Genomic DNA, 22,618 nt, shown 5'->3' with positions numbered 1-22,618 from the left:
GCGAACAGCGTTCGCCCGTCGAAGAAACAAGTCCACGATTACAACCATTGTAGGACAGAACAAAAAACTATCCTATCACGCTTGTAGGGGCTGGCGCCCTCGACAGCCCGCTCGGAGGTGTAATGCTGTGATTGTTGTATCTTTGATGCCAAATTATTTTCGAGGTACATTATTGTGATATTCCCCGATAATTCAATGGGCAAGAAATAGCGGGCTGTCGCATTTCTGTGAGCTTGCGAACAGAAATTTCGCCAAGCCCCTACAATTTTTATTGATAGATTATTCCTCCGCAAAATCGCTTCGCTCTTTGCGTATCTACGTTTTGCTATGGGATAGAAAAGCGGTGCAGATTTTATACTCCGATATCAATTTTATCTGATATTTGACTTCTATATGCTTTTGATACTACAATCTGCACCTTGTCGGCTTGCGCCGAATGAGGCTCTGCCTCAAACTCCGCTAGGGGCTTTGCCCCTAGACCCCACAAGCCCTCTAGCGCCGGGCTTGAGCGTGCGCTTTATCTCTCGCTTCGCTCGGTGCTTTATTTTACTTTATGCTTGCAATTTACTTTGGTCTGCTATGCTCATTCCTCATTTCTCATTCCTCACTCCTCACCTAAATCCCCCCTCCGACAATTTTTACACCCAAAACTGTGTTATGTTTAAACTGAGTTTATAAAACCCTATTATAATATCTTTACAATAACAAAAATAGGAGAAAATATATGCTTAGTTTAAAGGACATAAAAAAAGATTATGTCGTTGGTGATTCCACCGTTTCTGCCCTTAAAGGCGTTAGCATTGATTTTCGTGAGAATGAGTTCGTTTCTATCCTCGGCCCGTCAGGCTGCGGTAAAACCACTCTTTTGAACATTATCGGCGGTCTTGACAGATATACCAGCGGTGACCTTAACATTAACGGCAAATCTACCAAGGATTTCAAGGATTGCGACTGGGATTCCTACAGAAACCATTCCATAGGCTTCGTGTTCCAGAGCTATAACCTTATACCGCACCAAACAGTGCTTTCAAACGTTGAGCTTGCTTTGACCCTATCAGGTGTTTCAAAGTCAGAAAGACGTGAAAGAGCCGTCAAGGCTCTCGAGCAGGTGGGTCTTGGTGACCAACTCCACAAAAAGCCTAATCAGATGTCAGGCGGTCAGATGCAGAGAGTTGCCATTGCAAGAGCGCTTGTGAATGAGCCTGACATTCTGCTTGCAGACGAGCCTACAGGTGCGCTTGATACTGAAACAAGCGTGCAGATAATGGAGCTTTTGAAGAGCATTTCCAAGGACAAGCTTATTATAATGGTAACTCACAATCCTGAGCTTGCAATGAAATATTCTTCAAGAATAATCAAACTTCTTGACGGAAAGGTCATAGACGATTCCGACCCTCTTGACAAGAATGTTGTTGAGCCTATCAAAAAGCCTGAAAAAGAGCCTACTAAGGCTGACAAAAAGGCGGCGAAGAAAGAGCGCAAAAAGCTTAAAACTTCCATGAGCTTCCTTACTGCACTGTCTTTGAGCCGAAACAATCTTATGACAAAAAAGGCAAGAACGCTTCTTACCTCTTTTGCAGGCTCTATTGGTATAATCGGTATCGCACTTATTCTTTCTATCTCAAACGGCGTTCAGCTTTATATAGATCAGGTGCAGTCTGATACTCTTTCAAGCTATCCGCTTCAGATAACAAAGACCACCGCAAGTATAGGCGAGATAATGAACACCATGGCGAAAAACCATGAGGATTCAGCAAACCACGATAAAGATAAGGTCTATTCTCAGAATGCCATGGGCGAGATGATAAACACTCTCATGGAAGAAACAAAGGTCAACAATCTGGAGAAGTTCAAGAAATATCTTGACGATAACAGCGACCTGAAAGACCTTACAAGCGACGTTCAGTACACATACGCCACTACACTTAACGTTTTTACGGAGAGCGACAGCGGTGTAATGCAAGTCAATCCGTCAACGCTTCTTGAAGATATGGGATATATGTCCTCAACTCAGATGGAAGCAATGTCCATGAGTGGCTCAATGGGTGGCATGATGGGCATGGGTACTGACGTATGGAGCGAAATGATAGATAATGAGGAGCTTATCGACAAGCAGTATGACGTTATCGCAGGACGTTTGCCTGAAAAGTACAATGAAGTTGTGCTTGTAGTTGACAAGAATAACGAGATAAACGACTATGTGCTTTATTCTCTCGGACTTCTCGACCCAAGCTCGCTTAACGGCATAGTAAGACGTGCCATGGCAGGAGAGGATATATCCGTTGACAGCGAACAGCACGTTTACACCTATGATGAGCTTCTTGACCTGAAATTCAAGGTCGTTCCTACACCTGATTTCTATAAGAAAAAAGACGGTGTGTGGGAAGATATGACAGGCGATGAGAGCTACATGAAAAAGGCTGTTGCAAACGGCACAGAAATAAGTGTAGTCGGTATCCTGCGACCTGACGAGGACGCTTCCTCTGCTTCCATAAGCGGTGCGATAGGCTATCGTCATGACCTTATGACATATCTTATCGACGAAGTAGATAAAAGCGAGATAGTAAAAGAGCAGATAGCAAATCCTGACATAGATGTTTTCACAGGACTTAAGTTCAAAACGGACGAGACTGCGACAGATACAGACAGCAGTTCAGAAACCGTTTCCGACAGCACAGCCGATACAGAAAGCAAGGCTGACAAAACAGCAGACAGCTCCGACACAGATAAGAAGGCTGGTTTGGTTGCAGGCGACAGCTCTATGGAGATACCTGAGGGAATGACCGAAGAGCAGTATAAGGCTCTTATGGAGCAGAGCGGTGCTTCCGATACAGGCGAGCTTGCAGATATGGGCATGAATGCCATGGGTTCAATGGATATGTCAGCAATTCAGGGCGGTGATATGTCATCGCTTACCGAAACTCAGAAGAAGTATATAGCTTCACTTTCTGACGAGCAAATGGAGCTTATGAAGCAAATGCTCAAAGAACAGTCCGACACAAATGCGGATCAGCTTGCAAACAGCGGAAAATATTCCACTTCAAACTATGACAACAACATGAAAACTCTTGGCTATTCAGTTGTTGAAGACCCTGACAGCATAAATATCTATCCTGTGGACTTTGCTTCAAAGGAAAAGATAATAGATATTATCGACGATTACAACGACAGTGTCGGCGAAGAGGACAAGATAGAATACACTGACTATGTGGGTCTTATGATGAGTTCTATCACGTCTATAATAAACGCTATCAGCTATGTTCTTATCGCATTTGTTGCAATTTCACTTGTGGTATCATCTATCATGATAGGCATTATAACCTACATCTCAGTTTTGGAAAGAACAAAGGAGATAGGTATTCTGAGAAGTATAGGTGCTTCAAAGAGGGATATATCAAGAGTGTTCAATGCCGAAACAGTTATCGTGGGATTTGTGGCAGGTGCATTGGGAATAATTATCTCCTATCTGCTCACAATACCGATAAACATGATAATCGCACATCTTACAGACGTGCCGATAAGAGCTTCAATACCTGTCAGTGCGGCAGTTATACTCATTGCAATAAGCGTTTGCCTGACGCTTATCGCAGGTCTGTTCCCGTCAAGAGTGGCGGCAAAGAAAGACCCTGTTATCGCACTGAGAACAGAATAGTTTATTTTAGATCCCAAGGAGGTAATCACTATGAAAAAGCTTACAGCAGAAAAAATTGACAACATCATGGGCACAATGAGCTGCATCGTAACAGGTCTTTGTCTTATGGCTCTCATTATGATGGGACATTGCTAATTTCCTGACATTTCCATAACAAATTCCTATATAAGCTACTGCCCGTCATACCATTTTGGTTGGCGGGCAGTAGTTTTCTTGTGAATTGGTGCGGTATGGCTTAGAATATTCTATAAACCGTCACAAATTTTACACAATAATAGGTTATTATATAAGCAAAGAATATGAATTAAGGCAGCAACACAAAAGGATTGCGTGCAAAGCCAATAGGCGGTCCTTGTGCGGTGCTGCCTGAATAGGAGGGAATAACTATGGCAAAAATTCTTGTAGTCGATGACGAAATTAAAATAAGAGAGATAATCAAAGAGTATGCCGAGTTTGAGGGATATGAAGTAGCTCAGGCTGAGGACGGTATGCAGGCTGTGGAAATGGTGAAAAATCAGGATTTCGATATCATCATAATGGACGTTATGATGCCGAAGCTTGACGGCTATTCAGCTTGCAAGGAGATAAGAAAAATAAAGCAGATACCTGTTATAATGCTTTCCGCAAGGGGCGAGGAGTATGACAAGCTTTTCGGCTTTGAGATAGGCGTTGACGATTATGTAGTAAAGCCGTTCTCGCCAAAGGAACTTATGGCAAGGATAAGGGCGGTGCTTAACCGTGCGTCAGCTTCTCAGCGCACTGAGGACGTTATAAGATACGAGGGATTAGAGATAAACTTTACAGCCCGTGAGGTAAAGATAGACGGGCAGAAGGTTTCTATGACTCCGAAAGAGTATGACCTGCTTTTCTATCTGGTGAAGAACATGAACATTGCGCTTTCAAGAGAGAAGCTTCTTGAAGAGGTATGGGGCTTTGATTTTTACGGTGACGACAGAACTGTGGACACTCACATAAAAATGCTGAGAAACAGCCTTGGAAAATACCGCAATCTTATTGTTACTCTGAGAGGAATGGGATATAAGTTTGAAAAGATCCAGTAAGCTTGCAGAAGTCAGGGAAAAAGTCAGCAATAAGACGGCGGAGATAAAGGCGAAAAGAAGTCTGCGGTCATATGTGTGGATGTATTTTATCTTCTTCACGGCTTTTATTCTTATTCTTATCTGGCTTTTTCAGTATTTTTTCTTGGAAAGATATTATCAGTCGGCGAAGATAAGAGATATCACAGACGCTGCTAATCAGATAATCCAAGCATATGGCACTGACCAGCAGGAGGTAACGAACCGCTCGCTGGCTTTTGACAACAGCCTTTGCATTGTTATAACGGACGAAATGGGCAATCCTCTTGTGATGGAAAACAACATGGGAGCATATTCGCACCTTAACAAAGTCATAAATAAGGGCTATGGCATCGGACTTTTCAAGATGATATCTCAGTTAAAGCAGTCGGACGATAACTACATCACAAAAATTGCTCAGAATGAGAATTTCAAGAGCAAGGAGATTTTTTACTGCACGTCTATCTACACTGACGATTCGGATAAGCAGGCGTATCTTTTCATTGAAAGCTCAATAGAGCCGATAGATTCCACTGTAAGCATTATAAGAGAACAGCTCATTTATATCACTATCATACTTTTTGAGCTTGCTTTTATTGTAACTATGTATATCTCAAAGCGACTTTCAAAGCCTATCGTTGACATTACGAACACGGCGAAGAAATTCGGTGAAGGGGATTATACGGTGGAGTTCAATGGCCATGGCTATTGTGAGATAGAGGAGCTTTCCACGGTGCTTAACAGTGCCAAGGACGAGATACAAAAGGTATCGGAGCTTAGGAAAGACCTTATTGCGAACATATCTCACGACCTGAGAACACCGCTCACTATGGTAAAGGCTTATGCGGAAATGATAAGGGACTTGTCGGGGGATAATCCTGTGAAGAGGCAGGAGCATATCCAAGTCATTATCGACGAGGCTGACAGGCTTTCAAGTCTGGTAAATAATCTGCTGGAGCTTTCAAAGCTGGAGTCGGGCAATGCGGAGCTTAAACTCACGGACTTCTCTATAGTTGACAAGCTCAATGACTGCATGACTCGATATCAGATACTCATAGAGCAAAACGGTTATGATATCAAGTATATTCCGGACGAGGACAGAGTGATAACGGCGGATATCGCAAAGCTGGATCAGGTCATTTACAACTTTATAAACAACGCTATAAACTACACAGGTGACAATAAGGTAATTCGTATCAAGCAGATAAACAAGGCTGATGTGGTTCGTATTGAAGTAACAGACAACGGAAAGGGCATTTCTAAGGAGCTTCTGCCGAAGATATTTGACAGATACTACCGTGACGCAAAGGTAAAGCGTGACGTGGTAGGCACAGGACTTGGACTTTCCATTTGTCAGGAGATACTCAAAGCCCACGGCTTTGCATACGGCGTTCAATCGGAGGAGGGCAAAGGCTCGACCTTCTGGTTTGAAGCAAAGATCGCAAAGCAGGAGAGCAAGACTGTTCAGAAAATGGAGAGCAGGCTTTCGCTCAGCGGGCTGGAGGAGAAATAGGGTAAAATATAAGAGTGCATTATCTGATGAGGTGGTAATGCACTCTTTTTTATTATATCAGCGTCTGCCATGGTGAAATAACAAAGTTGGGTTTATAAATAATGATCCATGAGCGACAATAAAAAACCGCCTTACATAAAGTAAAGCGGAATTGGGTGCAGGGGCACGCCCCTGAATTTGTAAAAGTGACACACAAATTATCACAGCGGTGACTTTGTGTGTTTACGAAAAGCCTTGACGGGAAATGCCCACCACGGAGAAACAATGGTTGGGTTTTAGATAAAATTGATGAGCGGCAATAAAAAAACCGCCTTACATAAAGTAAAGCGGAATTGGGTGCAGGGGCACGCCCCTGCTGGTGGAGGTGAGGAGAATCGAACTCCTGTCCGAAAGCCTATCCCCACGAACTTCTACGAGTGTATTCTGTTATTGCGGAAAACTCCCGTTCCCTTGCACAAAGGCAAACAGACACGCCTGTGTGTTTGGTAGGCTGTGATACATCACAAGGCTACAGCCGTCGCTTTGTAACGTTCACCACTGATCGACGCCTTTACCAAAGCCGTGGTACTCTAAGGCAAGACGAGCGCTGACTTAAGCAGCAGCTAATTCAAAATTATCGTTGTCGTCTAATTTTAAAACGTACGCCGTTTAAAGAGTGTGCGCTCCTCTACTCGCTTATCGTGCTTCAAAACCCCCGTCGAAACCTTTACACCCCCGTGTTAGTTTCGCTCTTTCATGGCACGCTCTATGTCACGCTGTGCGGCTTTCTTTGCCATGTCGTCACGCTTGTCATAAAGCTTTTTACCTTTGCAAAGCCCAAGTGCGAGCTTGACCCTGCTGCCTTTGAAATATAGCGACATCGGGATAAGCGTAAGACCCTCCTGCTGTACCTTTCCGAACAGCCTCAGTATCTCACGTTTGTGGAGCAGCAGCTTTCTCTCTCGGCGTGGATCACGGTTGAAAATATTGCCGTGTTCATAAGGGGATATGTGCATACCTTTGACCCACATCTCTCCGTCCTCGATAGAACACCAACTGTCTTTCAGATTGACGCCGCCATTCCTTATAGACTTGACCTCTGTTCCCACAAGCTCGATACCGCACTCTATCTGCTCCAGCACGAAATAATCGTGACGTGCCTTTCGATTGTCGGCAATCTGCTTTGTGCCTTTTTTGTCTATCGCCATACTGCTCACCTCCCGTGGAATATTATTATAACACCATTTCATGCCTTTGTCAACAGGCAAAGAGTTCAAAAAATTGTACAAATGGTCGTAATGTTTAGATTTTTACACATCTCTGTGTGTGCTTATGTGCAAATTCAAGTATTGAAATAGCTTTGATGGTGTGATATAATATTAGATGTGAGAAATAGTTAGTTGAAAGATGAGAGAAGATCCGGTATGAAAAATAAGAAAATAGATATGTTAAACGGTCCGCTTGTGGGCAAGATCGTTATTTTTGCACTGCCCCTTGCATTGTCAAGTATTTTGCAGCAGCTTTTTAACTCCGCTGACCTTGCAGTGGTGGGCAGATTTGACAGCGACAAAGCCATGGCGGCGGTTGGAAGCAATTCTTCATTGGTGAACCTTATTGTAAGCCTTTTTCTGGGGCTTTCTGTCGGTGCAAACGTCGTGGTGGCCAGGCTTATAGGTCAGGGGAGAAAAGATAAGGCAAACGAGGCTGTACATACGGTGGTGCTTTTGGCGGTCATAAGCGGATTTATCATACTGGGTGTAGGCGAGATACTTGCGCCGATACTCCTTGGCATGATGAATGTGCCTGACGATGTTTTAAAGCTTGCAACGCTGTATCTCAGGATATTCTTCTTTGCAATGCCTTTTATAGAGATATATGACTTTGGTTCGGCAGTGCTTAGAAGCAAGGGCGACAGCACCCGACCTCTTTACGCTCTTATCACCGCAGGCGTTATAAATGTTATTCTGAACCTTGTGTTCGTGATCGTGTTCAAAATGGGCGTGGCAGGCGTTGCAACGGCAACTGTTATATCAAACTTTTTCAGTGCCTGTATGATACTTTACTTCCTTACCCACGAGGAGGAGATGCTAAGACTTGATGTCAGAAAACTCCGAATACGCTGGGAATATCTCCTCGGTATCATAAAGATAGGCTTGCCGGCAGGTTTGCAGAGCATGGTTTTCTCGCTGTCAAACGTTGTGATACAGGCGGCGATAAACAGCTTCGGTTCAGACGGTATCGCCGGAAGCACAGCGGAACAGAATTTTGAGTTCATGGCATATTTTGTGATAAACGCTTTCGCTCAGACTGCGACCACATTTACAAGTCAGAATTTTGCGGCTCAGGATAAGGAACGCTGTAAAAAGATATACAGGCTTTGCACCTTTATCGGGCTTGCAAGCTGTCTTGGGCTGAGTATGATATTCCTTATTGGCAGACACCTTTTTATACAGATCTTCTCAACGGACGAGAACGTTATACACTATGCAATGATAAGAATGTGGTCAGTTTGCCTGCTGGAGCTTCTTACGGGCGTTTACGAGATATCGGGCGGCTGTCTTAGGGGAATGGGTCACTCTATGACACCTGCGGTCATAACTGTGCTTGGCACCTGTGTGTTCAGGCTTGTGTGGGTGAACACGATTTATGCGGCTCACAGAAGCTATCTTATGCTCATGATAGTTTACCCTGTTTCCTGGGTGATAACAGGCACTGCGGTAACAGTGGCTTACTTTATCATACGGCGCAAAGAGTTTGCACAGATAGGTAAACGCAGGGCGGATATTATTTGATAGACAGGCGACAATTCAGATAGACGTGGAAAGGGGCAAACGCTTTTCGCCTCTACAGAAAAAGATAAATCTGCACTCTGAAAGCTTTGGGATTTTCGGAGTGCAGATTTTTTTTGAAAAAAGTCGCAACTGTCCAAAAAAAGTTACCACAAATGGTTTTTAGTGTGATATAATACATACATCAGGAACGAATCAAGGCAATACCGCACAAGGCACGCCTTATAACTTCTGCACACTCCTTTTAAATTGTTTAAATTGTGTTTTATTTGTTATCTTATGGTGTTTACTACTCTTTTGTTTGATTTTGTTTTGGTTTTTGAAACTTTGCGATGTTTTCATAATACCCCTTTACTGTGTTCCTGAGAGCAGAAGTCATTTTTTTACCGCAGTTTCTTTTTGAACTGCGGTATCTTTTTTTATATGTTATATAAGCCTATAAAAACAGGTGTCATGCTCTTGATACAAAGCCTTTTCGCAGAAGGGGGATAAATATTCCGCCAATGGAGTTGCCAAGGGACATTATAATAAGGTAGCCAAAGGCTTTAACGCTCCATAAGTCTGCTATGGTAAAGAAATACATATTAGCGACGCAGTGTTCAAAGCCGCTGAGGATAAAGACCACAACGGGGAGAAATATTGCAAGTATCTGTCCCACAGGGTTTTGGATAGTTTTATAGCCGTCTGCGGCAACAAACATAAGTATTCCGCAGAAAAATGATAGGATAAAAACGCTTGTGATATTATCCCCAAGCTTTATATTGCAAAGCTCTGTGGCTTTGTCGCTTATGGTGGATATGCGTGTTTGGGTAATAAGCAGGGCGGAGATGACGGCCCCTGCAAAATTGCCGAGCCATATTATGCCAAGTTCACCGAGATAAGAGGGTTTGTTTTCAACTGCGTAGCCGACTTTTCCTGTGAAGAGATCAAAGCCAAAGGACAGTATCACAAATAGTCCAATGCCGAAAAGAAACGCTCCCAGATATTTGTTAGGGCAGGAAAGATAGACTGTTCCGCCTATGGCTATCGCCACGCCTGTGAGCAAAGAACGCAGAAATATGTCGATAATTTTTTTCATGTAAATTCTCCTATAACTTTTTTGTGACAAAGCACTGTGTTATTATACTATATTATAATGGCTGTTTCAACAAAAAAGTGGCATTGTTTACACTTATTTTGATTTTTGTTTCCAAGTAAGCCATGGGTAACATGAGCTTTGTGACATATTTCTTGTGATATGGGAGATATGTGACGCTAGGCATGAAAAAGCCGATACGGGGCAGTATCGGCAAAAAATTATTTATCTTTTTTATTTTGTCCGCTTTTAGTCAAATTTAAGCTACTGCATACTGCCATTGTAATGCCAAGGCATATTCCAATACAAATTCCTGCAACACTGTCGAGAACTTTAACGAACACTATGCTCCAAATTATTGCAAAAACAATTCCAACTATCAGACTTATCACTATATTATTTTTCATTATATTCCTCCATAAATTTTCTTTTTTACAATTCGTCTGTTTCACTATTATATCACGTTTTATAGCCTAAAGTCAATCCCATTTCAGAACAGGTCAAGCATACTGTCAAGATAAATTTGCTCTCTGACCTTTAGCTGATGTTCGGGTTTTGTCATATAGTAGAGCAGAAATTCAAGGATAATGGCACTTCCTAAACTTCTGCCCTCTATTTTGAAGTTTGAAAATCCCATGGGGAGATAGGTGTTTTTGATATCCTCTATGCCGATAAAGGCAGGGCTTTCCATGGCTTTTGAAAAGCGGTAGCCCTCTGAGGCATTGGGTGCTTTGCAAACATGGTCGGGGCAGTTTTCACCGAGATTTTTGCGGCTGACGTTTTCATAGCAGTTTTTTCGGTCTGCACAGCCTATATAACAGCACTCGTTGCAAAGAAACTCAACTTTGTTTTTCTGCTCAGTGGTGAGATCGGAGAGTTTATCCAGGGCTTTGTTTAGGCGAAAGTCAGGGACTACACAGGAAAAATCGTCACGGTCAAGCTCGTTTACAAGCTGAGAAAACTCGGTGAGGACTTTTGTGGTAGATGACACAAAATAGAGGTGGGGATAATTCTCTTTCAGATATGAAAGAAGCAGGTCGGAGCATATTATCACGCCGTTTTGTGGAGGCGGGCTTTGGGAAAACAGCCTGCAGAGGTCATTGCATTTTTTGTCGGAGAGGTGCTCTTCTCTTAGCAGGGAATTGCTGAAGGTCAGCCGTGAGGAGATGTTATATTCTTTCATAAGGTCGAGGACTTCTCGTGGCGAATGTTCGCCGAAGCCTGCTCGTCCACCGCCCCATATACAGTCGGCAGGTGCGCCATAGACAGAGCCTATTTCGCACCAGTCATAGAAATAATCTCTATGCTCACGGAATATGGGCAGGAAAGCGGCGTAAAAGTCATAAAACTCGAAAAGCCCCGGCAGGTGGTAGTATGCTTTATTGGTCATGTGGGGTCACCTCTTTTTTTTATCATTATAGCATGGCGGGGGTGGGAAGTCAAAGTTATTTTTCCATTACTACTATCTTGTTTGAGATATTGCTCACAGGCTTTATCTTTTTAAGAAGCTTTGGTTTTTCATTCATATCCATTTTTCTTCCTCCTGTGGTGTTATTAAGATAGTTGCGACTAACTCGTCTTTTTTTTGTGATAGCACATTGAGGGGAAAATGTCAATAGAGGTGGGGCGGATAGGGGAGTTGGGGCAGAAAAATACCGATACAGGGGAGCTGTATCGGTGGATATATCTGAAGTTAGTTATTGTTATATCAATAATCTCCCAATATCATTAGAATGTCTTTACCGTATTTTAGACATTTGGCATCACCAAAGCCTTTTATTGATTTTAGTTCTTCTAAAGTTTGTGGATTAGTTTTTATTATCTCTTCAAGCTGAGCATTATTAAAAATGAAATATGGCTTGATTTTTTCCTTAACACTTTGTTTGTAGCGATAGTCTTTTAATGCTTTATATACAGGTGAATTTTCAATGCTGTCAAAATATGTGTTTTGAATTGGCTCTTCCTTTACAGTAACTGTTTTTTCCTCATTGACTTCAAGCTGATATTTGGCAGTATAGTCAGTAGTATTTGGAATGCTGTTTTGCAGAAAGAAATCAGCCAATTCTTTCATTTGCTTATCTGACATATTTTCGTTTCGGCTTTCGTCATTCAGTCTTTTTATATAGCTGTTAAGTCCGTCAACTTTAACTATCTTGGATTTTATATCCTTAGGTGCATACTTCATGTCAATTATGGTTTTTGGATTAGCTAAAACAACTACTGACTTATATGTATCGTCAAAATAATGTTCAAAAATAGCCTTGGTGAGTAAGCCTTTAGTGTTTCGACGCTTTTCTTTTATCATATCCAAATGACGCTGATTTTGAGTTATAGGGCTATATATACCTTCTTTATGATAGCGTTTTCCAAATTGAATGGTTCTAGTGAAATCTCCCTGATTATTAACAGTAATATTTCCATAGAGGTTTTTGCACTCAATTATCAGTATCACTTTTCGTGTGATTACTATATAGTCTATCTGCGTTGTAAGTCCATTTTCTTCAAAGAAAATATCGTGAAGAATATACATAGGCATATGACTGTTTTTCAGCTCAAACATCAATGCCTCTTCGCCTTTTATGCCATAGTAAACAAGTTTTTTGTCCTGTTCTATTTGTTCCTTGACACTTTCAGGTGCAAGCTTTGAATAAAAGTCCAGCTGCTCAAGTTGTTTTTTCGCACTGCTGTCCTCTTTTAGTACCACAGGTTCACGAAGTTTATCAAATAATCCCATATGATTTTCCTCCGATAGTTTTTTAGATAGTGTTATTATACCATATGCCGTATGTCATTTCAAGTATTTTACTTTGCGATGTGGTACAATTATTGTAGTACTACACAGATTAAAAGGGCTTGACTTTGAGGGCTGTTGAAATATTGCGGATAATGTGATATACTGTCAATAAACGAAATACCGCAGAAACGATAGGACGGACAATGTGCTTGTCAGGTTTTCTCCTTTCGCAAGGCTAAGTGAGGCTTATCTTAATTATTTTGCGGATATAGGGGAATTTGTTGGCGTTGTAAAGGGGTACTTGAAGTGAGATACATTACAGAGGTGACGGCAAAATGACATACCATTATTATGGCGACAAAAATGCTGATATTGTTCTTATTCAGCCTGTGGGCGACCATGATCTGCCTGAGATAGGAAACGAGGTGGCAGAGATAAAAAAGCTCACGAGTGTGGATTTTCAGCTTATTGCGGTGAAGGTCGAGGATTGGAACAGGGAGCTTTCACCATGGGAAGCCCCTGCGGTATTTGGCAATGAGGGCTTCGGCAATGGAGCGGAAGACACTCTGACGGAGATATTAACGCTTTGCTCGGACAAGAGCAAGAATTATTACATTGGCGGATATTCTCTGGCAGGGCTTTTTGCCTTGTGGGCGGCGTTTCAAACGGAGAAATTTTCAGGCGTTGCGGCGGCTTCTCCGTCGGTGTGGTTTCCTGATTTTGTGGGGTATATGAAAGAGAATAAGATAAAATGCGACGCTGTTTATCTCAGCCTTGGTGACAAGGAAGAAAGGACGAAAAATGCGGTCATGTCAAAGGTGGGCGACTGTATCCGTGAGAGTTATGATTTGCTGACGGGGCAGGGTATCGAATGCGCCTTGAATGGAACAAGGGCGGGCATTTTAAAGAGCCTGCTTTGCGGACAGCTAAGGGGTTTGCTTGGGTGATGAACGGAAGATAGGGGAATGGCAATGGATAAGAAAAAGACGAGCGTTTTTATAAGTCTTATCTTTCGGAGAACGGAGTTTGGCTGACGGAGAGTGTGCCTGTTAGGTTTCTTGAGAGAGTTTAGGGCTATGGCGAAAAAACAGAACGCAGATGCGGCCAAGAGGATCCTTATCAAGTGGGGACTCAGAGGCTTTAGAGGGCGTTTATTTCTTAAACGCAGCGCCGCTGAATTTATCATGCAGACGGCTTACCATGCAGAACTGTATTGATAGCCGCTGAAAGGTAAAATTGGTTTGCCGCTTCAATGTGCATTATCTAGTGCCTTGAAAGCGGCATTTTTTTAATTCTTTTACGTTCTTACCGCACCAATAGTCAATAAGCCAGATCACTTTTCTGAACTGCTCACAGCTTTTAAATCCCGTATTCTTCTTTTGTCATCGTCTGTAAATTTTGTTTTGAGCAGGTCTTTTAAGCCGATTTCTACCAAAAAGTGTTGAAAACCCGTCCTTTATATGGTATAATTGGAATGTTATATTTCGATAACTCTCGTCGATATCTTTAGACGTTGTTTCTTTCGTGTATAAATACAATTTATAATTTCATTTGAGGAGAAGCTAAAATGGTGGACAAGAAAAATATTATTGATGCCTGGATAATGATCGAACATTTATCCGAGGGCGATATTAAAGATAATGACAAAGCTATATTCAAGTTGGAAAGTCCTAAGGAAAATGATTTTTACTCCTATATTCAAAGTAATATCACGAACAACAAAATTTGTAACGATATAAATAATCAAAATAGTGGGATAGTTCTGTATTTTGATGTGTTCGATTTCATTGAGGTTATTGCAATACTTCGTGAAAAATATAATCTTAAGCCTACTAACGAAGAATTAAATACAGGAAAGAAGTTCAGTTTCGCCCTGTACTTTGACAAAAAACTGAACTATATGCAGGATATGATGTTTTTCGCTGAAAGCGCATACATACGTTATTTTAAAAAGGTCCCCAATAAAGCTGATTTCAAAATATTTGAAGACGAACTAAAAGAAGAACTTGCTCAGCTTTTTGATGAGTCCTCAGAAGATGCAGATAAGTTCAATAAAGCATTTAACAAAGTCCTAAAGAAATTCAAAATATCAACAGATAGCTGTAGGATCCAATTCCTTAAAAATATAGAAAGTGACGCAACAAATCTTCATTCTTTTTTCATTGATGATCTTGAAAATGCTAAAGAAATATCGACCGCTAATCTTAACGTATACCTTTACGGAAACACAAAAAATCGAATAAATCTGGACAGTAATAATACTTCTCCGAATTTTGCCCCTAATGTTTTTGAGGATATACTTCAGCCTAAAAATTATCCATTGGGAAGATTTCCTGGAAACACAAAATTTGCTCTTTCGCTTATGCAACAGGTTGCGGTAAATCTCTCAGCAGGATATGATGACACAACAATAAGAAGCGTGAATGGTCCTCCGGGAACAGGAAAAACCACTTTGCTGAAGGACATTTTTGCAGAACTTATTGTAAAACAGGCTTATGATATTGCCAAACTAAGGGACAAGTCAATTAAGGCGTCAAAAGAAACGGCAGATTCTGACAACATATCTATTGGAGTTCTTCCAGAGATCATTACAGAAAACAACATTGTTGTTGCAAGTTTCAATAATGGCGCAGTGCAGAATATCGTAAATGAACTTCCTCTCACTAAGGAACAAATTGACGAAAAGTTTATCGAAGAGCTTAAAGAAGCTGACTATTTTTGCAGTATCGCTAATTCAAAGGTATCCTCAAAATGGGAAGAAGATGAGAAGGGTAAAAAGCATGAGGCCATTCTCGTCAAGCCAAATGACGATACAGATAAATTTTGGGGACTGTTTTCTCTTGAGGGCGGAAGATCTGCAAATATGAATCATATAACCGCCAATGTAAAATGTGTTGCAAAATATTTGAATGAAGAATATGTATCGGATAGTGATGTATATGCAGAATTCATTGAGCAGTATGAAAGGGTAAGTAATATCCGAAAAGAAACTCAGAAATTTGCAGAAAAGGTTAGTAAATATCATAAGGAACGTATTAAACTCGATCAATTAAGATCATCATACGATACCAAATTAAAAGACAAAACCGAGCAATTTAATAGTGATTTTGTAGAGGCAAACAGAGCTTTAAAGAAAATAGTTGAAGAGCGCAAGCAGGCGGAGCATCTTCTAAATGAAAATTCAATCCATTTGGAAAAAACAAGAGAAACTAAAGCCAGCGTAAAAGAATATGTTAATATGCTGCAAAAGCAAAAGCCGGGATTATTTTCAAGCAAAAATAAAAAAAGTGAATACCAGCTTAAAACAAACGAGGCCAATGAAAGGTTTAAAAATGCTTTAGATAAAGAAATTTATTACAACAATGAAGAAGATACTCTTCAAGATCGCATAAAGGATCTAAAAGAAAAAGAAGCAAAGTATTCAGCAAAGCTAAATGCCGCACAACAAGATCTTGAAGCATGGAAATTATCCTGCCATGAACAAATATCGCAATTAGAGCAAAGTGTTCAGCAATTCAGTTCTGTGTTAGATCACAATGATGTCATGTCGCTTGATATGGCTCAGGATTATGATAAATTGCATTTGTCAAATCCTTGGTTTAATGAATATTACAGAGAGGAACAATCAAAGCTGTTTATAAAATCTCTTAAAGTCAGAAAACAGTTTTTATACGAAAACAGAAAAAATGTCATGTCCGCCGCTAAAATATGGGATTCTCAGAACAAGTACATCGAAAGGAAAAATATTATTGAAGCAGCATGGGGGTGGATTAACCTGACTATCCCTGTTATAAGCTCCACCTTTGCAAGCTTTTCTCGAATGTGCAAAAATCTTGGGGTCAACACCATTGGTCATCTTTTTATAGATGAAGCGGGACAGGCTGTTCCGCAAGCAAGCGTAGGAGCAATTTTCAGAAGCCATAATGTTATGGTCGTAGGAGATCCTTCTCAAATAAAGCCTGTACTCACAATGGATTCAAACATTCTGAATATGCTTAGAGAACATTTTGGAGTGACTGAAAAATATTTATCAAATTCCGCATCAACGCAGACATTGACTGACTGTGCAAGCAGATATGGATTTTACAAAGAAGAGGATAGATCTGACAGATCATGGATAGGTATACCACTATGGGTCCACAGAAGATGTTTGGATCCTATGTTTACAATTTCAAATAGAATTTCATATAACGGATTTATGGTTCAAGGTAACCCTGGAAACGGAAAAACTGGTTGGTTTGACGTAAAGGGAAAAGCAAATGACAAGTATGTGAAGGAGCAAGGGGAATTTCTTTTAAAAAAAATCAAGAAAATGATAGAAGAAAACCCTGCCATCATTGACAAAAAAGCAAAAGATATCATATACGTCATATCGCCCTTTACAAATGTTGCGTATATGCTTTCCCAAAAATTAAAGGGAATAGGCTTTACAAGGTTTGACGACCATGGAAAGCCTACAAACGTGGGAACTATTCATACATTTCAGGGTAAAGAAGCGCCGATAGTTTTTATGGTACTTGGAGCAGATCAACAGAGTGCAGGTGCTGCAAGATGGGCTGTGAGTGAACCAAACATGATGAATGTTGCCGCTACCCGTGCAAAAAAAGAATTTTATATTGTTGGAGATAAAAAATTATATCTGAATTGCGGTGGTGATGTGATCACTGAAACCTATGAGGTCATTTCAAAATACAAAAAGCAATATCCAGAACTTATAGATGACGATGTAAATTCCGTAATGGAATATAATAATGACATTACGAGAATAGAAGGAGTCATAACTGATGTAAAACGCGGTAAAAGAGCAAAATACGCAGAGGTTACGGGATATGATAATAAAACATATACCATTGATGAAAACATTTTTTCTCAGACCATTAATGCTGAAAACATAATAAGTAAGGGAAATCATATTTCTTTTGTTATTAAGTCTCAAGGCCCAAAGCGTACATATATAAAGGATATAATGCTTATTGCTCCATAATTTTAGAGGCATATTCACCTGTTTTTTTACTTGTATAAAATATATGCCCGTCAAACAACGCTGATACGCTGTTTGACGGGCTTTTTGCGTGGCGGAACTTCTAAATTTGGGATTATAGCATGGCGGGGGTGGGAAGTCAAAGTTATTTTTCCATTACTACTATCTTGTTTGATATATTGCTCACAGGCTTTATCTTTTTAAGAAGCTTGAATATTGGGATAAACTCCGCCATACCCTCGGCGAGGCTGTGTTCTTCTATAAGGCGGAAGTTCGGGAGAAGCTTTGCAAGCTCTTTGCCGTCCTTGACGCCCCATGTGAATTTGGCTTTGCTGCCCTCGATCGACTTTTCTTTCATATGCTTTACCATATTGGGGCTCATCGTCTCGACCAATACTGTGACGTGGTCAAAGCGTTTGCTTATGACGTCAAAAATCTCCTTTACGTCCTTTTCGGAGAGGTACATAGTCAGACCTTCGATGATGACGATAGCAGGGGCATCGTGCTCGGTTATTTCTCCGCTCCAATCGTCCATTGCGGACATTGCTATCTGGGATATCTCGCCTGATTCAGGGAGAAGCTTTTCTCTCACGGCGATAGTTTCGGGCAAGTCAAGGTTATACCAATGGGTGTAGCCGTTCATTCTGTAACAGCGTGTATCAAGTCCGCAGGCGATATTCACCACCACTGCGCCCTGTTTTTTTGCAAGATACTTGTTCGCAAGCTTATCGAGGACTATTGTCCTTGCCACAACGCCACTGTGCATTGCTGAGTCCTTATCGGCAAGTGAAAAATCATAGTTTATCTTATCTATTATCTCCACGGCTTTTGTATCTTTTATCGCACCCCTTGTTTTGGTTTCCTTTGCACGGGCATACACGGTTTGCAGCATAGTTTCAGGCACGCCTGAGAGCTTTGGTTTTTCATTCATATCCATTTTTCTTCCTCCTGTGGTGTTATTAAGATAGTTGCAACTAACTTACTTTTTTATGATAGCACATTGAGGGGAAAATGTCAATAGAGGTGGGGCGGATAGGGGCGTTGGGGCAGAAAAATACCGATACAGGGGAGCTGTATCGGTGGGTGTGAGTAAAAGGAGTAAACTGAAATTTATTACTCATAAACGGAAAATTTAATAAATTCATATGGCAATCCCATATCTTCGGAATATTTGCGTATCTCTGCCTTTTCGTCATCATTCATTTCGTTATAGAATGGTCGGTCTGATACTTTCCAATATATTTTAACTTCATCTATTATCAACACATCTCCCCAAGGGGCAGCATATAATTCCCCGACTTTATATTTTCCAAGTTCTTTATATACTCTTGTGGTATAACAATATCCCAATTTCTTTAAGTAATTTTGGATAGATCCATATTCATATTCGGGAAATGATATTTTTTCAAACATACAATAGACCTCCTGCAAATGTAACACAAACTGTTTTATCCTCGTCGGTTATGATATTTAACGGGACAAGTATATCACATTTTGAAGTGATTTTCAAGGGGCTGGTTTATCTTGTCAACATAAAACTCACTGTCTGTTTCAAAGCAGTATGCACACAGACGTCCACCTGAGGCACAGCCGCAATCTATGGCTATGTGTCCGTTGGCTTTGTAGGCTTCGGGTCTGCCGTGGTTTGGGATATTGGCGGTAGGGGTGTGACCTGTCACAAGGAAAGTATTCGGGTCGCTGAAATAGCGTTTTGAATAGTCGGCACGCTCCCAGATAAGCTGGTGGAGGGTGTATTCATCAAGGGGCTTATCCTGGCTAAAGCCCCCAAGACCTGCATGGGTGAGGACAAAACGTTTGCCGTTTATGGTGATATCCTCATACATTGAGAAGCTTTTAAGAAACTCCATAAAGTCCATGCGGTCGGCTTTGGAGAGGGAGATAAATTCGCTGAAAGTGGGTTTTCCTCCGCTGGTGAGCCAATCAATCAGGTCTAGCCGTTCATCTTTTGTAAGCTTGCTCACGTCATCTTTTATAAGGTGGCGGAGATTGATATAGGCAAGGTGTTCGTGGTTGCCGAACAGCGGGATAACATTATCACGAGCCATGATGTCATTATAGATCTCCATAGGCTTTTCGCCCCTGTCGCAGATGTCACCTAGGATATAGAGGGTATCGTCCTCAGAAAAGTTGATTTTTTCGAGAAGCTTAATATACTCCTCATAACAGCCGTGGATATCAGATATTGCATATGTCATAAAAGCACCTCGCTGGGTTTTGGGTCGGGTTTCTTGTCTATTCTATTATAGCATACTTAGGGGTAAAATTGGGGATGTTTGAAAAAATTTTACCCATTGGCATAGAGTTCGCTTCAAGCTGTATAATGGGGATAAGCTCATGGAACTCTTTTGGCTTATGTTATCTGAGTGAACCCTTGGTGCTTATAGGCATTGTCACCACCGCAAGGTCTGCCACGCTGCTTTTCAGTGTGGCGAGAGCCTGTGGTGTTGTGTGGTCATTATTTTGATAATAATTTAACTGTACCTTTATAAACTGAAATTTGTCGAACGAAAGAAAGGTTTTTGTTGTTTACTGATCATGTAAAATCATTGCTCAAATATGCAAGCGTACTTTGGATCTTCTGTAATTAACTTCTTTTCCTTCTCTGGAAAGGAAGTCGCAGTCTTTACTAAAAAGCTTGGCTCACATACAATTACTTTATGACCTGTCGGATTTACAGATTTCAACAGTGATGAAGTAAAATGCTCATCGTTATTCTCATCATTTATGCTCTTATTATTCCGTTCTTCCGATCTTTTGAATTGTTTAATTTTCCATTGTTCAAATTTAATATATTGCTCAAACGCTGAATCAAAACAGTCCATTGCAACTTTATGATCTCCGATATTATTTGCGATTTTGACGCATCTCATATCTATAAAACATAAGTCACTGTGAAATCCATGGCATTCAGTACCTACTATTTTATCAAACAACTGTCGAGTCAATAAAAGAAGCTCCAATCCTTCTCGACTATTATTCAGCTCATTATTACACACTATCGCTTCATCAAGTGATTTTTGAAAAGCATGAAGAAGCTCTAACACTGCGTCTCCACGATATTGTTCAGCCCTTTTCTCATCATTTATACTGCCGATACTTCCTAAATTTCCTAACAGAACTTGTCTGCACAATTCAAGGTCGGGCTGTTCAGATGCTTTCTGCTCGGCTTTTTCATATTTACCTAGGCAGGAATATACGGATAGTAACGGAATGATACACGATTGGTCATGAGGCAATAATTTCTCATACAGTTTAGCGGCTTCTTCCCAAAAGATATTTGGCTCTTTGCCTTTATTTTTCCAACCTTGCTTATGTAAAGCACAAGCAAGCTTGGTCTTAAAATCCACTCTGTCTGGAAACTCTTCAAGCCCTCTACGCATTAGGGCAATACACTCTGTCATATCATCGTTATTATTTATCAGCCATTGAGCCTTATCATTATATTCCTGAATAATTCTGTTCCTGTCATTATTATAGCCAAACAATTCATCGATCGATATATGGAAATAGTTAGCTATCGATGGGATCATCTCCATGTCCGGATAACCGCCATTTGCCTCCCACCTTGAAATGGCTTGTGGCGTAACACCTAAGGCGGTGGCTAGGTCCTCTTGCTTCCTTCCTGTCACCTTTCGCAGTTCTTTTATTTTCTCACCAATTTTTACTTGCATTTAAATACCTCCGAATTATTTTATCACCGGTGTACGCTAATTATAGCATAGAGATAAACTCAGGTCAATTATCAATTCGTTGTTTCGTACTCAATGGTTCGTTGCTTTATAAAAACGTCCAAGTGGGCAACATCTCACGACTTTGCCACTAAAAAATAATAAAAGGGACAGAATATTCAACTGTCCAAAAATTGTTACCACAAATCTTAAAAAATATGGTATAATATTAGAAATACAGTTTGGAGGTGTGATTATGGAATCTGGAAAAAACAACAGAAACGAGGAAATGCTTGACGATTATATAGGCTACAAGCTGACAACAGAAAACAGCTCTCAGCATAGTTCGTTCAATCTCAAAGGAATCGTTGTCGCTGTGTTGATCATCATAGGGATAGCCATGATCTATGATGCCCTGCGCCCCAAATGCGCACACTCAGGCTGTGACAATACTCCTGAAGAAGGCGGCTGCTACTGTTTGATACATGACCCTAAGTATTACAATAATAAGAACAGCTATACTCCAGCATTCACAACTGCTACAACATCACGTCCGAAAACCACTACAGCAAGTAGTTCAGCTACCAGAGCTACCCGTAAGAATACCAATAAAACCTCAACCAGTAAATCTGCTGAGTATGATGCTCATGATTATGACGACCCAGAGGATCTCTATGAAGATCACTATGATGATTTCTATGACTACGAGGATGCAGAGGATTATTGGGAGGAGAATAATTGACTCTTTTTTTATACAAGAAAAAGCATAAATGCAAAAGACGTTCCATTTGGATAAAATGAAACGTCTTTTGTTTGATAATAGTTTTATCGTAGCCCTATAAACAGGAAAATGTAATGTCTACATGACTGACGGATAAATCTATGAGATATTGTCCCGTATATTCTACTTTCTAAAATCTCTGGGGCTGCACCCGTAGGCTTCTTTAAAGGCTTTTGAAAAATAGCTGTGATCGTCAAAGCCGCAAAGACCACAGATAGCATTTATCGAGTCAGATGTGTTTTTTATCATATATGCCGTATTGCGCAGACGATAATTTTTTAGATATTCAAACGGCGACTGTCCTGTTATGTTCTTAAAACACCTCAGCACTTCGCTTTTGCAGACAAAT

The 22,618-nt window shown here is 40.8% G+C and carries 19 protein-coding genes and 1 other RNA gene; 8 read left to right on the top strand and 12 right to left on the bottom strand.

What is annotated here, in order from left to right; genetic code table 11:
• Positions 1-724: 724 nt before the first annotated feature.
• The 3 genes from DW793_RS09040 to DW793_RS09030 all read left to right on the top strand — a co-directional run bounded on the left by DW793_RS09040 (position 725) and on the right by DW793_RS09030 (position 6,241).
• Entirely contained in the window at positions 725-3,652 is a 2,928-nt protein-coding gene (locus DW793_RS09040; RefSeq protein WP_118157698.1) for an ABC transporter ATP-binding protein/permease, read from the top strand.
• A 386-nt stretch (positions 3,653-4,038) separates the two neighbouring features.
• Positions 4,039-4,713, top strand: coding sequence for a response regulator transcription factor (locus DW793_RS09035; protein ID WP_117876655.1), 675 nt, complete (start codon positions 4,039-4,041; stop codon positions 4,711-4,713).
• Positions 4,697-6,241 (top strand): sensor histidine kinase, encoded by a 1,545-nt coding sequence (locus tag DW793_RS09030; protein WP_252969808.1) that lies wholly within the window; start codon positions 4,697-4,699, stop codon positions 6,239-6,241. The genes DW793_RS09035 and DW793_RS09030 overlap by 17 nt, the downstream gene beginning before the upstream one ends.
• A 356-nt stretch (positions 6,242-6,597) precedes the next feature.
• Here the strand turns inward: DW793_RS09030 and ssrA are convergent.
• Together ssrA and smpB are read right to left on the bottom strand one after the other, a co-directional pair.
• Positions 6,598-6,957: a transfer-messenger RNA gene (ssrA, locus tag DW793_RS09025) on the bottom strand.
• Positions 6,958-6,960: 3 nt separating this feature from the next.
• A complete protein-coding gene (gene smpB / locus DW793_RS09020; protein ID WP_022286588.1) occupies positions 6,961-7,428 on the bottom strand; it encodes an SsrA-binding protein SmpB in 468 nt (155 codons plus the stop codon).
• 216 nt (positions 7,429-7,644) lie between these two features.
• On the opposite strand from smpB, the gene DW793_RS09015 reads away from it, so the two are divergent.
• Positions 7,645-9,012 carry an MATE family efflux transporter gene (locus DW793_RS09015; RefSeq protein ID WP_242998099.1) on the top strand — a complete coding sequence of 456 codons (1,368 nt, stop codon included), beginning with the start codon at positions 7,645-7,647 and terminating at the stop codon, positions 9,010-9,012.
• A 448-nt stretch (positions 9,013-9,460) separates the two neighbouring features.
• On the opposite strand, the gene DW793_RS09010 is transcribed toward DW793_RS09015, so the two are convergent.
• From DW793_RS09010 to DW793_RS08995, 5 genes are all read right to left on the bottom strand, one after another.
• Positions 9,461-10,087, bottom strand: a complete 627-nt coding sequence (locus DW793_RS09010; RefSeq protein ID WP_181988330.1) for a formate/nitrite transporter family protein — start codon at positions 10,085-10,087, stop codon at positions 9,461-9,463.
• 218 nt (positions 10,088-10,305) lie between these two features.
• Complete coding sequence (locus tag DW793_RS09005; RefSeq protein ID WP_118157696.1) at positions 10,306-10,491, bottom strand: hypothetical protein; 186 nt, start codon at positions 10,489-10,491, stop codon at positions 10,306-10,308.
• An 83-nt stretch (positions 10,492-10,574) separates the two neighbouring features.
• The gene (locus DW793_RS09000) at positions 10,575-11,474 is read right to left on the bottom strand and encodes a hypothetical protein (protein WP_118157694.1); all 900 of its coding nucleotides are present in this window, start codon (positions 11,472-11,474) and stop codon (positions 10,575-10,577) included.
• 55 nt (positions 11,475-11,529) lie between these two features.
• Positions 11,530-11,700: a hypothetical protein gene (locus tag DW793_RS14640; protein ID WP_181988329.1), complete on the bottom strand. Its 171-nt coding sequence runs from the start codon at positions 11,698-11,700 to the stop codon at positions 11,530-11,532.
• A 92-nt stretch (positions 11,701-11,792) separates the two neighbouring features.
• On the bottom strand, positions 11,793-12,818 hold the full coding sequence (locus DW793_RS08995; RefSeq protein ID WP_118157692.1) for an NERD domain-containing protein: 1,026 nt from the start codon (positions 12,816-12,818) through the stop codon (positions 11,793-11,795).
• Between the two features lie 335 nt (positions 12,819-13,153).
• Between DW793_RS08995 and DW793_RS08990 the strand changes: the two genes are divergently transcribed.
• The gene (locus DW793_RS08990) at positions 13,154-13,765 is read left to right on the top strand and encodes an esterase (protein WP_390624672.1); all 612 of its coding nucleotides are present in this window, start codon (positions 13,154-13,156) and stop codon (positions 13,763-13,765) included.
• Between the two features lie 620 nt (positions 13,766-14,385).
• The gene (locus DW793_RS08985; protein ID WP_118157690.1) at positions 14,386-17,802 is read left to right on the top strand and encodes a DEAD/DEAH box helicase; all 3,417 of its coding nucleotides are present in this window, start codon (positions 14,386-14,388) and stop codon (positions 17,800-17,802) included.
• Positions 17,803-17,944: 142 nt separating this feature from the next.
• On the opposite strand, the gene DW793_RS08980 is transcribed toward DW793_RS08985, so the two are convergent.
• The 3 genes from DW793_RS08980 to DW793_RS08970 form a co-directional block, all read right to left on the bottom strand.
• Positions 17,945-18,736 carry a class I SAM-dependent methyltransferase gene (locus DW793_RS08980; protein ID WP_390624671.1) on the bottom strand — a complete coding sequence of 264 codons (792 nt, stop codon included), beginning with the start codon at positions 18,734-18,736 and terminating at the stop codon, positions 17,945-17,947.
• A gap of 176 nt (positions 18,737-18,912) precedes the next feature.
• Positions 18,913-19,212: a hypothetical protein gene (locus DW793_RS08975; RefSeq protein ID WP_022288235.1), complete on the bottom strand. Its 300-nt coding sequence runs from the start codon at positions 19,210-19,212 to the stop codon at positions 18,913-18,915.
• A gap of 74 nt (positions 19,213-19,286) precedes the next feature.
• Entirely contained in the window at positions 19,287-20,015 is a 729-nt protein-coding gene (locus DW793_RS08970; RefSeq protein WP_118157688.1) for a metallophosphoesterase, read from the bottom strand.
• A 74-nt stretch (positions 20,016-20,089) separates the two neighbouring features.
• On the opposite strand from DW793_RS08970, the gene DW793_RS14460 reads away from it, so the two are divergent.
• Positions 20,090-20,284: a hypothetical protein gene (locus DW793_RS14460; RefSeq protein ID WP_147342184.1), complete on the top strand. Its 195-nt coding sequence runs from the start codon at positions 20,090-20,092 to the stop codon at positions 20,282-20,284.
• A 79-nt stretch (positions 20,285-20,363) separates the two neighbouring features.
• On the opposite strand, the gene DW793_RS08965 is transcribed toward DW793_RS14460, so the two are convergent.
• A complete protein-coding gene (locus DW793_RS08965; protein WP_118157686.1) occupies positions 20,364-21,491 on the bottom strand; it encodes a helix-turn-helix transcriptional regulator in 1,128 nt (375 codons plus the stop codon).
• A 253-nt stretch (positions 21,492-21,744) separates the two neighbouring features.
• Here DW793_RS08965 and DW793_RS08960 point away from each other — a divergent pair, with 253 nt between their 5' ends.
• A complete protein-coding gene (locus tag DW793_RS08960; protein WP_118157684.1) occupies positions 21,745-22,230 on the top strand; it encodes a hypothetical protein in 486 nt (161 codons plus the stop codon).
• Between the two features lie 162 nt (positions 22,231-22,392).
• Here the strand turns inward: DW793_RS08960 and DW793_RS15955 are convergent, their stop codons facing one another.
• The gene (locus DW793_RS15955; protein ID WP_118054350.1) at positions 22,393-22,599 is read right to left on the bottom strand and encodes a helix-turn-helix domain-containing protein; all 207 of its coding nucleotides are present in this window, start codon (positions 22,597-22,599) and stop codon (positions 22,393-22,395) included.
• Positions 22,600-22,618 lie beyond the last annotated feature (19 nt).

Source organism: Ruminococcus sp. AM31-15AC (assembly GCF_003462045.1).
GTDB classification, from domain to species: domain Bacteria; phylum Bacillota; class Clostridia; order Oscillospirales; family Ruminococcaceae; genus Hominimerdicola; species Hominimerdicola aceti.
The sequence above is the reverse complement of the archived record's forward strand: the minus strand, read 5'-3'. Positions and strand labels throughout refer to the sequence as shown.